The organism is Mesorhizobium sp. M7A.F.Ca.CA.004.04.2.1 (assembly GCF_004022825.1).
Taxonomy (GTDB): Bacteria; Pseudomonadota; Alphaproteobacteria; order Rhizobiales; family Rhizobiaceae; genus Mesorhizobium.
Genome location: NZ_RZPH01000063.1, coordinates 1 through 11,953 on the forward strand (window position 1 = coordinate 1; position 11,953 = coordinate 11,953).

Sequence of the window (11,953 nt, forward strand, 5' to 3'; positions counted from 1 at the left end):
GCGGCTGATCTTCGGCGCCGACAGGCGCGTGTCAGGCACGCTGGAACTCGACGGCAAAACGATCTCCATCGGCTCGCCGCGCGAGGCGCTCGATGCCGGCATCGCCTATCTGACCGAGGACCGCAAGGAACTTGGCCTGTTCCTCGACATGTCGATTTCCGACAACATCAGCATGGGCGTGCTGGCGCGGGATTCGCGCGCCGGCGGCTTGCGCGACTTCGCGACCGCCGAAAGGCGCGCTTCCAAGGCTGTTGCCGATCTCTCCATCCGCACCAGTTCGGTGCAGGCCAATGCCGGCTCGCTGTCGGGCGGCAACCAGCAGAAGGTGCTGCTCGCCCGCCTGCTCGAAACCGAGCCGAAGGTCGTCATCCTGGACGAGCCGACCCGCGGCGTCGATGTCGGGGCGAAATCGGAAATCTACCGGCTGATCGACAATCTCGCCAAACAGGGCATTGCCATCCTGATGATCTCCAGCGAACTGCCCGAGGTGATCGGCGTCGCCGACCGCGTGCTGGTGATGCGCGACGGTACGATATCGGGCGAGGTGACGGCATCGCAAGGCGAACCGCTAAGCCAGGAGAAAATCATGGAACTTGCAACAGGAGCGGCTCAGCAATGACCGACAAGGCGACCGAGATCAGCGCAGGCGGCCAGGCCACCGGCACAAGCCGACGTTTGCGCACGGCTTTCGCTGCCCTCGGCATGCTGCCGGTGCTGATCCTGCTGGCGGCCGGCTTCCAGTTCCTGAACCCGCGCTTCCTGACCGAGACCAATCTTCTGATCGTCACCCAGCAGTCGTCGATCAACATCGTGTTGGCGGCCGGCATGACCTTCGTCATCTTGACCGGCGGTATCGACCTGTCCGTCGGCGCCATCCTCGCCGCATCGGCGATGGTGGCGGTGATGGTGTCGCTGGTGCCGGACTGGGGTTTGCTCGGCGTGCCGGCGGCCATTCTGGTCGGCCTCGGCTTCGGCCTCATCAACGGGCTGCTCATCGCCTACATCAAGCTGCCGCCCTTCATCGTCACGCTGGGTTCGCTGACCGCGGTGCGCGGTGTCGCCCGCCTGCTCGGCCAGGACACCACGGTGTTCAACTCGGACCTGCCGTTCGATTTCATCGGCAACGGTTCGCTGTTCGGCATTCCGTGGCTGGTCATCATCGCGCTGTCGGTGGTGGTGCTGTCCTGGCTGGTGCTCAAGCGCACCGTGCTCGGCACCTGGATCTATGCCGTCGGCGGCAATGCCGAAGCGGCGCGGCTGACCGGTATCAAGGTGCCGCTGGTGCTGCTCTTCGTCTATGGCGTTTCCGGCCTGCTGGCCGGTCTTGGCGGCGCCATGTCGGCGGCCCGGCTCTACGCAGCCAACGGCTTGCAGCTCGGGCAATCCTACGAACTCGACGCCATTGCTGCGGTCATCCTCGGCGGCACCAGCTTCGTCGGCGGCGTCGGCTCGATCTGGGGTACGCTGATCGGCGGCCTGATCATCGCGGTGCTCTCCAATGGGCTCATCTTGGCCGGTGTCTCCGACATCTGGCAGTACATCATCAAGGGATTGGTCATCATCGTGGCGGTCGCCCTCGACCGCTACAGGCTCCAGGCAGGAGCAAGAACGTGATTGACCTTAGTCGCCGGCGTCAACGACCGGTTTGTGTAACGCACCGTGAGAGGCGCGGGGCAATCGGAGGAAAGCAATGAAGACCATCGCCAAACTGCTCTGCGGCGTCGCACTCGCGTCGCTCGCCATCGCGCCTGCTTCGGCCAAGGACCTCAACAAGGTCGGTATCTCGGTCGGCCTGCTCGGCAATCCCTTCTTCGTCGCCACCATCAAGGGCATCGAGGACGCGGCCAAGAAGATCAACCCGAAGGTCGAGGTGACCTCGGTATCGGCCGACTATGACCTCAACAAGCAGGTCTCGCAGGTCGATTCGTTCATCGCCGCCGGCGTCGACGTGATCATGCTCAATGCCGTCGACGCCAAGGCGATCGCGCCGGCGGTGAAGAAGGCGCAAGCCGCGGGTATCGTCGTTGCCGCCTTCGACGTTTCGGCGCCGGGCGCCGACGTCACCGTGATGACCAACAACGTCAAGGCCGGCGAAGAGGCCTGCCAGTACCTGGTCGACCACACCGGCGGCAAGGGCGACTACGTCATCCTCAACGGACCGGCATCGTCCTCGATCCTGGAGCGGGTGAAGGGCTGCAAGAACGTGCTGGCGCAGCATCCCGACATCAAGATCCTCTCCGACGACCAGAATGCCGAAGGCTCGCGCGACGGCGGCCTGAAGGTGTTCCAGTCGCTGCTCACCCGCTTCGACAAGATCGATGCGGTGTTTGCCATCAATGACCCGACGGCGATCGGCGCCCAGCTTGCGGCCAAGCAGCTCAACCGTTCGGAATTCATCTTCACCGCCGTCGACGGCGCGCCCGATATCGAGAAGGAACTCTCCTCCGGCACCTCGATGATCAAGGCCTCGGCCTCGCAGGATCCTTACGTGATGGCCGGCCAGTCACTGACGATGGCGGCCGAACTGCTGGCCGGCAAGAAGCCGGCGGAGCCGACCGTGCTGCTCGACCCGAAGCTGATCACGGCCGAGAACCTGAAGGACTACAAGGGCTGGACCGCGGCCCGCTAAACGTCCCTCAGCAGCGTGCGGCCGGGATCACCCGGCCGCACGTCTTGTCCAGGCATCGGTTCCCCAATGGGGTCGATGCGCAGCACCGGAGACGATGATGTCGCGTATTGGAATCCATTCTTTCGTCTGGTCGGCGGGCTCGGCCCAGGCCGATCTCGAGCGCACGCTGGCCAACACCAGGGAGGCCGGCTTCGACCTCATCGAATTCTCCTATCTCGATCCCGCCAATGTCGACATCGGCGGGCTTGCCAGGCGCATCGCCGATCTTGGCCTCGGCGTCGCGATCAGCATCGGATTGCCTGCTGATGGCGACATTTCGAGCGCCGACGAGGCGATTGCCGCGCGCGGCGTCGAAATCCTCAACGACACCATCGCGCTGACGCGCGATCTCGGCGGCCGGAAGGTCGCCGGCATTCTCTCGACCAGCCACGGATTGCAGGTCGAGGCGCCGACGCGCGCTCAATGGCAGCGCAGTGCCGGCACGCTGGCCAAGGTTGCCGAGACAGCCAAGGCGGCCGGCGTCACGCTCAACCTCGAGATCGTCAACCGCTTCGAAAGCAATCTGCTCAACACCGCCGCGCAAGGGCTGGCCTTCATCGAGGACACAGGCTCGGACAACATCTTCCTGCATCTCGACACCTTCCACATGAACATCGAGGAGGCCGATGTCGGGCTGGCCATCCGTCATGCCGCCGATAAGATCGGCTATGTCCATATCGGCGAAAGCCATCGCGGCTTCCTCGGCACCGGCAATATCGATTTCGCCGCGATCTTCGATGCGCTGACTGCTATCGGCTACAGCGACGACCTCAGCTTCGAATCCTTCTCTTCGGAAATCGTCGATGAGAACCTGTCGAAGAAGACCGCGATCTGGCGCAATCTCTGGACGGACAACATGGCGCTGGCCAAGCACGCGCGTGCTTTCATCGGTCTGGGAATGGAGACGGCAAGGCGCAAGGCGGAACTCGTCTCGGCGCGGCACAAACCCTGACCCGCCCGTCGAGAGCCGAAGGACGCGGCGTGCGCCGCAGGGCAGGGCTCCGAACTCAGATTAACAAAAAGCCTCGTGGTAGCCGGTGTTGGTAGCTTTTGTGCCGCCAGTTTTTCCGAGATAGGAATTTTTTCTTGACTCGGTGACCTCAGCTATGGTACATATTTGCTTATGGTGCTGATTTGCGCCAGTGACCCGCCGCACAGGCGGGTTTTTTGTTTGATGCACCGTCAGCCAAGGTGCCGGCCGTATGGCGCCGGCATTGCTCGCGGCAGGTGCATCGGTTATTTGACCGGCCAGGCAAACAACGCCACGCAATCCACCAAACGGAGCCCAGCACATGACACGCGAGACAATCCTCAAATTCGGCACCGTCGAACACGCGGACGCCGGCGATCTGGCTGGCTGGATCGTCGTCGAGGGCAAGCCGACCATGCAAACCGCCGTCCAGCACACGACCGAGGACGGCAAGGTGCTGTCGGGCACCTGGCGCGCGACGCCCGGTACCTACCACGCGACCTATACCGACTACGAGTTCGTGCACATGATCGCCGGCCGCATCATCATCACGCCGGACGGCGGCACACCGGTCGAGGTCGGTCCCGGCGATGCCTTCGTGGTGGAAGCCGATTTCAAGGGAACCTGGAAGATCATCGAGCCGGTGACGAAGCATTTTGTCGTCAGGGTTGGCTGAGGCGGGGTGATCCGTCTGGCCCGCCATGGTTCGCCATGGCGGAGCTGATCTCTGCATTCGCCCGGGCCTCGGCCAGGCCACTCCCCGGACTCCGGTCATTGGGTCATGAAGGCGTCTGCGGCGTCATCCACGGTCGGCCTCGACGTGAATGATACGGCACTCGCCAGCCAAGCGATCTCTCATCGGCGCTTACCAGCCAAATATCCTTGATACACCGGATCGATCCCCTAGTTCTTTCGGGGGCGCGGCAATCGCTAGGTTGCCTCGGGGGCAGCGGCGGTTCGGCCGTTCTGACTGCACGCCGCGGAAAGACGGTTGGACCGACGCATCCATGGAGGTCGTCGTGCGTCAATCGCGTGGATTCACCTGTGCGTATTTCGTCTTAGCTTGCTCGATCGCCGTAGTTTGCGCAGGAGCTGCAACCGGTGGTCAGCAAGGCGGAGGGCATGGCAACGGCGGCCATGGTTCTGGTGGCCATGGTGGCGGCGGAGGTCATGACGCCGGCGGCAACCACGGCGGCTCGCAGAAAGGGACTGGCGATGACCCCGGCGGCTCCAGTTCGTCGGCGGACGACGGCGAGACCAGCACAAGCGGCACTGCGGCAGCCCCGGGGACGGTAGGTCCGGCCACCGCTACTGCTGTTGCGTCCGCAAGGGGCGGACAGTCGCTCGACCTGCCGGCCGCTCTCCAGCCTCCCAGCGACAGCAACACTCAATCAACAGTCAGCCGAACCGAGGCGTTGCCGGGCGTCCCGGATAAAGTCGTTCGGGCCTGCCATGATGCCATCGAGTCGGCCGCCGCTCCGTTTGGGGCGACCAGCGTGCGCGTCGCCAGCGCGGGCGTCGTACATCAGTTGAGTCGGGCGACGATCTCGGCCCCTATCGAGGTCAGCATCGACTATGTGCGGCCTCGCGTTGCTCGTCCAGAGCCTCCTGAAGCTTAGCGACACGCACCAAAAGAGCTTGGGCGGCGGCTTCGCGCTCGATGCGTGCTCTGTCGAGATCCTCACGATTCATGACAGCTGTAGTACGTTCCCGTGCCAGAGCCTGTGCCGTCTCGGTTGCGGCCTGCTCGGCACGCTCTTTCGCTGAGACTGCTTTGGCTCGCTCCAGTTCAGCCGCCTGGCGCTCGACGCGAGCTTCTTTCAACTCCTCAACGGCCGCTGCTGCTGCAGCGCGTTCTCGTGCGAGCGTTCGCTCCGTGTCAGCTGCGGTCCGCTCCACCTGTTGTCTCGCTGTGACCGCGTCGGTCCGTTCCTGCTCAGCCGCGGCCGTACGCTTCATGAGTGCGGCATTGGCCAGTTTCGCTTCGGCGAGATCGCCACGAAGCAGCTCCGCCTTCCGGCGTTCGTCGTCGAGCATGCCGCTCGCCTGCGCCAGTGAAGCCTTGGCCGTGGCGCGATCCTCGGCGGCCTCGGTCTGAAGCTGTTCAATTTGGACGCGCGCTTGCGATAAATCGCGCGCCTGCCTTTGGGCCTGCTCCTGCTCGAGATGAGCAGCGGGCATCTCCTCAAGGACATAGCTGGTGGCCTCGCTCAGCATCGTGCGGGCATCTCCCGCAATGCGCCGCAACGCGTCAAGAGTGCGGGCCGCCGCGAGTTCATTGCGCAACCGCTCCTCGCGCGCGTCATCGGCAGCTGCCATGCTTGCCCTCAGCGTGTGGATCTGCTTGCTCGCCTCGAGGAGCGCTCCCTGCAGAGCGGCGCTCCTGGTACGCTCGCCTTCCGCCGCCCGGTGCTCCTGGTCGGCCAATTGTCTCGCAGCGGCAGCCTGAGCACGATCCGTGCCGGCTTGCGCCTGGTTAGCCGTGAGATCCGGGCCAAGCAATTCGGCACTCGCCTGAGGTCCTAACGGGCGCGAAAGGGCTCGCTGGGCCTGGTCTTGGGTTTGCGAGATGGCGGAAGCGCTTTCGACCCAGATTTGTCTCGTCATCGCATAGCCAATCGGCGCGGCCAGACAAATGGCGGCGAGACCCAAGCGCGATACAAGAACGATCGGCCTGCGAACGACAGGGTTTGAGGCAGGCGCCATGGCCGGGTCGGGATCTCCCATCTGCGCTGTGAAATTCAAACCGCGATCCGCAGCATAGGCCAACGGAGCAATTTTTGGCGGTGAAGCTCTATGGCGCAATTGGTCCCATGCCGACCCGCAAATCCGCTTCCCACGTTCCGCGATCGCGCTGATGGATGCTGCAAGCCGGCCAGACTGCACACTGTTCGGTGCAGGAGCACCGGTCACTAACGAGCTCCCGCTGGGTTCGGATGTCGCGGCGAAATGCTCGATTCGCACTCCGAACCGAGAGTAGTTGGTATTTTGAGCCCGAACATCCAGGCCGACCGCATGCAAGGGGTTGGCAGCCTTGGAAGAAGCAGGTCCGGCGACAAGTCCGGCCGGGCTTTCCCATTCCCAAGAAGCCTCGTCGGCGATACCGGATCTGCCTTCGTCAAACGCTGCAAGGCGGCGTCGTCGCACCGCGGCAAGGATACGCCGGAGCACAAGATAGACGCCCACCGATGCAAGCGTCACCACTGCGATCAGAATGGCCAAATTTACGTCGTTTGCATACATTTCGGCAAGATAATTTGGCATTGCCGTGCCCGTGCGTTCTGGGGTGTATCGTCAAGTTCGTAAAGCGATGTCTGGTCATCCGCCTTGGTTTTGGCCAAGGCTTACCGCCCTCGAAACGTCGCTTTCGTCGGGATCCTTCTGGTACTTGCGAATTGTTGCGGATGGCGGGGCGCCGGTCGCGCGCTGATAGATCGCCGCAGTTGATATTCCTTGGCGGGCAATGCCCGACCAAGGACACATGCGGGGCCCTGAGACGCCGATTTGCGCCTCTGCATATCAACCTCGCGAGAGTTCGCCGGTGCGGACAAGCCACTTCCCGGCTCTTGACTGTCCATCATGAACTTAAGCTAGGTCACAGCGCACCACGGTCAACCATCACCTCGCAATGATCCTGCCGGCAGCCTTCGGCCAGACAAAAGGGCCATTGTAGTGCCCGCTCTTCGGAGCGAAGCTGGATTGTTCGGCGATGCATTCCCGGCGAAATTAGAATTCGTCGTACTGTTTCGCGAAAAGTACGACGTCAGTTGCTAAGCTGGTGAAAATGCGTGGTGATCCCGACAGGAATCGAACCTGTGACCTACAGATTAGGAATCTGCCGCTCTATCCTACTGAGCTACGGGACCACGCGGCCAGACACATAGCCGCTTCGGATCGTTTCGCCAAGAGGCCGGCCGATGGCAATTCGGCCGGCTTTGCGCTGCCGTCGTCAGGCGGCCAGCGCGGTTTCCGCCAGTTTCACCCAGTAGCTCATGCCGTGCGGGATGACCTCGTCGTTGAAGTCGTAGGCCGGGTTGTGGAGACCGGCGGTGTCGCCATTGCCGATGAAGATGAAGGCGCCGGGGCGGGCTTCGAGCATGTAGGAGAAATCCTCGCCGCCCATCACCGGCTGGATGCCGCGGTGGACATGGGCGTCGCCGGCGACACTCATCGCGACATCACCGGCAAACACCGTCTCTTCCGCGTGGTTGAAGGTCACGGGATAATTTGCCTGGTAGTCGACCTCGATCTTTGCCCCGAACGCGGTCGCCAGCCCGTCGCATATGCTGCGGATGCGCTCTTCGGACTTCTTGGCGATCTCCTTGCGCAAGGTGCGCACGGTGCCGGCGATTTCAGCGGTTTCGGGGATGATGTTGTAGGCGTCACCGGCGTGGAACTTGGTCACCGACACCACCACGGCCTCGACCGGATCGGTGCTGCGCGAGGCGATCGTCTGCAAGGCGCCGACCAGTTGGCTGGTGATGACGATCGGGTCGATCGTGCCGTGCGGCATCGCCGCGTGGCCGCCCTTGCCGCGCACGGTGATGGTGAACTCGGCGGTCGCCGCCATGATCGGGCCCGGGCGGATGGCGAACTGCCCGACGGGCAGGCCCGGCATGTTGTGCATGCCGAACACCCTTGAGATGTCGAAACGCTCCATCATGCCGTCCTTGACCATCTCGTTGCCGCCGCCGCCGCCCTCTTCGGCCGGCTGGAAGATCACCGCCACGGAACCGGTGAAGTTGCGCGTCTCGGCGAGGTATTTGGCCGCGCCCAGCAGCATCGCCGTGTGGCCGTCATGGCCGCAGGCGTGCATCTTGCCGGGGATGGTCGAGGCGTAGGATTTGCCTGTGATCTCGTTGAGCGGCAGCGCGTCCATATCGGCGCGCAGGCCGATGGTGGGGCCTTCGCCCTGGCGGCCGCGGATGACGCCGACGACGCCGGTCTTGCCGAGGCCGGTGACCACATCGTCGCAGCCGAAAGCCTTCAGCTTCTCGGTGACGAAGGCGGCGGTCTTGAAGACGTCGAAGTTCAGTTCTGGCGTCTGGTGCAGATGCTGGCGCCAGCCGGCAACTTCGTCCTGCATTTCGGCGGCACGGTTCAGGATTGGCATGATGGTTCCATCTCGCTGTTGGGACAGGCGGGTGTCGTCCGCTGCCTTGCAATTGTGATCGCCAGGCACTTTGCCATCTTGGCGTCACATAGGGTAAATAGCACCGCAACGATGCGGTCCGGTTTTTGAGGGTCGGACCAATCATGCTGGCGATCGCGTAACGAAATCTTACGGAGCCAGGGGCGACTACGGCAAGAGGCGATTTCGGATTTGATCATGCGGTACAGGCATTTCCTCAAACTATTCTCGGTTGGCACAATCGCGCTGTCGGTCGTGGCCGGGCCGGCGCTGGCCAATCCGGTGGTCGTATTCGATCTCGGCAGCGGCAAGATCCTGCAGCATCAGGACGCGTTCAAGCGCTGGTATCCGGCATCGCTGAGCAAGCTGATGACCGCTTATGTCACCTTTCGGGCGATCGCCGCCGGCGAGGTTCAGCTTGATTCGCCGATCAAGGTGACCAAACACTCCGCCGCCGAGCCGCCAAGCAAGATGGGCTTCAAGCCGGGCTCGGTGATGCGACTCGACAACGCGCTGAAGATGATGCTGGTCAAATCGGCCAACGACATCGCCATGGCGGTGGGCGAAAATGTCGGCGGTTCGCAGGCGGCCTTTGCCGACCGGATGAACGCCGAAGCGACCCGGCTCGGCATGAACGGCACGCATTTCGTCAATCCGAACGGGCTCTATTCGCCGGATCAGTACACGACGGCGCGCGACCTCGCCGTGCTGGTGATGGCGATCCGCCGCGAATTTCCGCAATATGCGCCGTGGTTCTCGATCGAAGGCCTTGCCGTCGGCAAGAAGGCTATCCCCAACTACAATCTCTTGATTGGCCGTTATCCCGGCGCCGATGGCATGAAGACCGGCTTTGTCTGCCCTTCCGGCTTCAACATGATCGGTTCGGCGACCCGCAACGGGCGCACGCTGGTCGCGGTGGTGCTTGGCGAGAAATCGGCGGTCACACGTGCCGAGACCGCGGCAAAACTGCTCGATCAAGGTTTTGACGCGCCTGCCGCCGGCTCGGCCACCGTCACCACGCTGGCGCCCTATGGCGACACGGTCTCGCCCAACGACATGAAGGACGAGGTCTGCAAGAAGAAGACGCCGCAGGAGCAGTCGGAGGCGCCGCCGGTCGTCGCCAAGGACGTGCCGAAATCGCCCTATCAGGAAAAGCTCGACCATGTGCCGACGCTGGTTGCCGTCGGCCTTGGCGGCGCCACCGGTCCGGCGCCGAAGGCCATCCTCGACCGGGGCGGTCAGGAATATGCCGATGTGCCGATCCCGAGCTGGCGGCCCGACAGGCCGGCACCGGCCGGCGCAGGCCCGAAGATTGCCGGCTCCGCCGCGCAGGGCGACCAGCCGGCCAAGGTTGCGAACTAGCCAATGGGCAGCGGCTTCCCGATCCCCGTCTCGGTGCTGACCGGCTTCCTAGGCGCCGGCAAGACGACGCTGCTCAACCGGCTGCTCAAGGATCCGGCGCTGGCCGACACGGCGGTAATCATCAACGAGTTCGGCGAGGTGGCGATCGACCATTTGCTGGTCGAGCAGTCTTCCGACGGCATCATCCAGCTTTCGGACGGCTGCCTTTGCTGCACGGTGCGCGGCGAACTGGTCGACACGCTGGCCGACCTGGTCGACCGGCTGCAGACCGGCCGCATCGCCCGGCTTGCCCGCGTCATCGTCGAGACCACCGGCCTTGCCGACCCGGCGCCGGTGCTGCAGTCGATCATGGCGCATCCGGCGCTGATCCAGGCCTTCCGGCTCGACGGCGTCATCACGCTGGTCGATGCCGTCAACGGCAACGCCACGCTCGACGCCCATGTCGAGGCGGTCAAGCAGGCTGCCGTCGCCGATCGCATCGTGCTCAGCAAAGCCGATCTGGTCGCCGATCCCAATGAGTTGGAAATGCTTCGGGCGCGCCTGCGGCAGATCAATCCGGGCGCCGAACTGCTCGATGCCGGTGACACGGGGACAGGCGTGGCGGCGCTGTTTGATGGCGGCCTCTACAACCCGGCAACCAAATCCGCCGATGTGCGGCGCTGGCTGGGCGAGGAAGCCGCTCATGATCATCACCATCATGATCATGATCACCATGATGGGCATGATCACGAACATGGCCATGACCACGGTCATCGCCACGATTCGCGGGTGCGTTCCTATTCGCTGGTGCATGACGGCCCGGTGCCGTTTTCGGCGATCGAGATGTTCCTCGACCTGCTGCGCTCGACACATGGCGAGCGCCTGCTGCGCATGAAGGGCGTCATCGAGCTCAGGGAAGACCCGTCGCGGCCTTTGGTGATCCATGGCGTGCAGAAGATACTGCATCCGCCGGTGCAATTGCCGTCCTGGCCAGATGGCCAGCGCGGCACGCGGCTGGTGCTGATCACGCTCGATATGCCCGAAGATTATATCCGCAGGCTGTTCGCCGCCTTCACCAACCGGCCGTCGATCGACACGCCCGATCGCGCCGCGCTGGAAAACAACCCGCTGGCGATTGCCGGGCGGTAGCTCCCACGATTACGGCGCGCCGCACTCGACCAGGAAGCGATGGCCGCCGGAGACCGCCGCCGTTTCAATCAACTGGTGGCCGCTCTCCGAACAGAATGCCGGAATGTCGATGACGGCCAGCGGGTCGGTGGTCTCCAGCCAGAGCCGGCTGCCCGGTTGCATCCCCGCCAGGCGCTTCTTGGCCTTGAGCACGGGCAAGGGGCAGTTCAGCCCCTTGAGGTCATAAATAGCGGCGCGATCATCCACGGGCGAAATCAACCGCCGAACATGCCGAGCAGCTTGTTCTTCAGCTTCGTCACGCGGCTCTCGTCGGCACTCGCCGCTTGCGTCTCAGCCATCGGTGCCGCTTCCGAAGGGGCCGCGATGGTCGCGGTGGCGACGGGGGCTTCCTTGGCGGCCTTTTCGGCCTCCTTTTCGGCCAGAGCCTGAGCCTTGGCGGCTTCCTTGGCTTGCTTGGCCGCCTCTATGGCAGCCAGCCTCTGCTCCTCGGCCTTCTGCTTGGCCGCCTTTTCGGCGTCGAGGGCCGCCATCTTGCGGCCGGCAGGCGAATCGATGCGGCCCATGCGCGCCGTCTCGGTGACCGAGCCGTCATTGTTGAGCGACGGCGGATCGATCGGCACGCGTTCGCCGCGTGCGCGGCGCTTGGACCAGTCGGAAACGATGCTGGCTTCCTTGATGCCGGCAATGGTCGGCT

11 protein-coding genes, 1 tRNA gene and 1 pseudogene are annotated in these 11,953 nt (G+C 63.7%); 8 read left to right on the top strand and 5 right to left on the bottom strand.

Features of this window, described 5'->3' with window-relative positions; translation table 11 throughout:
• The 6 genes from EN893_RS05015 to EN893_RS37960 all read left to right on the top strand — a co-directional run.
• The coding region (locus EN893_RS05015) for an ATP-binding cassette domain-containing protein (RefSeq protein WP_164900721.1) at positions 1 to 619 on the top strand (619 nt) is incomplete at its 5' end.
• Positions 616 to 1,614, top strand: coding sequence for a ribose ABC transporter permease (locus EN893_RS05020; protein ID WP_127266680.1), 999 nt, complete (start codon positions 616 to 618; stop codon positions 1,612 to 1,614). The genes EN893_RS05015 and EN893_RS05020, both read left to right, overlap by 4 nt.
• Positions 1,615 to 1,690: 76 nt before the next feature.
• The gene (locus tag EN893_RS05025; RefSeq protein WP_027038073.1) at positions 1,691 to 2,629 is read left to right on the top strand and encodes an ABC transporter substrate-binding protein; all 939 of its coding nucleotides are present in this window, start codon (positions 1,691 to 1,693) and stop codon (positions 2,627 to 2,629) included.
• Between the two features lie 97 nt (positions 2,630 to 2,726).
• Entirely contained in the window at positions 2,727 to 3,620 is an 894-nt protein-coding gene (locus EN893_RS05030) for a sugar phosphate isomerase/epimerase (protein ID WP_128361433.1), read from the top strand.
• A gap of 340 nt (positions 3,621 to 3,960) precedes the next feature.
• On the top strand, positions 3,961 to 4,314 hold the full coding sequence (locus EN893_RS05035) for a cupin domain-containing protein (protein WP_127266678.1): 354 nt from the start codon (positions 3,961 to 3,963) through the stop codon (positions 4,312 to 4,314).
• A 425-nt stretch (positions 4,315 to 4,739) separates the two neighbouring features.
• Positions 4,740 to 4,934 carry a hypothetical protein gene (locus tag EN893_RS37960; protein ID WP_164750860.1) on the top strand — a complete coding sequence of 65 codons (195 nt, stop codon included), beginning with the start codon at positions 4,740 to 4,742 and terminating at the stop codon, positions 4,932 to 4,934.
• Between the two features lie 267 nt (positions 4,935 to 5,201).
• On the opposite strand, the gene EN893_RS39005 is transcribed toward EN893_RS37960, so the two are convergent.
• The 3 genes from EN893_RS39005 to EN893_RS05055 form a co-directional block, all read right to left on the bottom strand.
• Complete coding sequence (locus EN893_RS39005) at positions 5,202 to 6,860, bottom strand: hypothetical protein (protein WP_245490798.1); 1,659 nt, start codon at positions 6,858 to 6,860, stop codon at positions 5,202 to 5,204.
• A 567-nt stretch (positions 6,861 to 7,427) separates the two neighbouring features.
• Positions 7,428 to 7,504, bottom strand: a tRNA-Arg gene (locus tag EN893_RS05050).
• Between the two features lie 83 nt (positions 7,505 to 7,587).
• Positions 7,588 to 8,751, bottom strand: a complete 1,164-nt coding sequence (locus tag EN893_RS05055; RefSeq protein ID WP_127266677.1) for a M20 aminoacylase family protein — start codon at positions 8,749 to 8,751, stop codon at positions 7,588 to 7,590.
• 216 nt (positions 8,752 to 8,967) lie between these two features.
• Between EN893_RS05055 and EN893_RS05060 the strand changes: the two genes are divergently transcribed.
• Complete coding sequence (locus EN893_RS05060) at positions 8,968 to 10,131, top strand: D-alanyl-D-alanine carboxypeptidase family protein (RefSeq protein WP_127266676.1); 1,164 nt, start codon at positions 8,968 to 8,970, stop codon at positions 10,129 to 10,131.
• 3 nt (positions 10,132 to 10,134) lie between these two features.
• Positions 10,135 to 11,259 (top strand): GTP-binding protein, encoded by a 1,125-nt coding sequence (locus tag EN893_RS05065; RefSeq protein ID WP_128361434.1) that lies wholly within the window; start codon positions 10,135 to 10,137, stop codon positions 11,257 to 11,259.
• Positions 11,260 to 11,268: 9 nt separating this feature from the next.
• On the opposite strand, the gene EN893_RS05070 is transcribed toward EN893_RS05065, so the two are convergent.
• Together EN893_RS05070 and EN893_RS05075 are read right to left on the bottom strand one after the other, a co-directional pair.
• A complete protein-coding gene (locus EN893_RS05070) occupies positions 11,269 to 11,505 on the bottom strand; it encodes a sulfurtransferase TusA family protein (RefSeq protein WP_164748663.1) in 237 nt (78 codons plus the stop codon).
• Between the two features lie 8 nt (positions 11,506 to 11,513).
• Positions 11,514 to 11,953, bottom strand: a pseudogene (locus EN893_RS05075) (hypothetical protein); the annotation flags it as partial.

Excerpts from the sequence above, each read along its gene's own strand:
- EN893_RS05020 (WP_127266680.1), top strand. The coding sequence starts at position 616 with ATGACCGACAAGGCGACCGAGATCAGCGCAGGCGGCCAGGCCACCGGC.
- EN893_RS05025 (WP_027038073.1), top strand. The coding sequence starts at position 1,691 with ATGAAGACCATCGCCAAACTGCTCTGCGGCGTCGCACTCGCGTCGCTC.
- EN893_RS05030 (WP_128361433.1), top strand. The coding sequence starts at position 2,727 with ATGTCGCGTATTGGAATCCATTCTTTCGTCTGGTCGGCGGGCTCGGCC.
- EN893_RS05035 (WP_127266678.1), top strand. The coding sequence starts at position 3,961 with ATGACACGCGAGACAATCCTCAAATTCGGCACCGTCGAACACGCGGAC.
- EN893_RS05055 (WP_127266677.1), bottom strand. The coding sequence starts at position 8,751 with ATGCCAATCCTGAACCGTGCCGCCGAAATGCAGGACGAAGTTGCCGGC.
- EN893_RS05060 (WP_127266676.1), top strand. The coding sequence starts at position 8,968 with ATGCGGTACAGGCATTTCCTCAAACTATTCTCGGTTGGCACAATCGCG.
- EN893_RS05065 (WP_128361434.1), top strand. The coding sequence starts at position 10,135 with ATGGGCAGCGGCTTCCCGATCCCCGTCTCGGTGCTGACCGGCTTCCTA.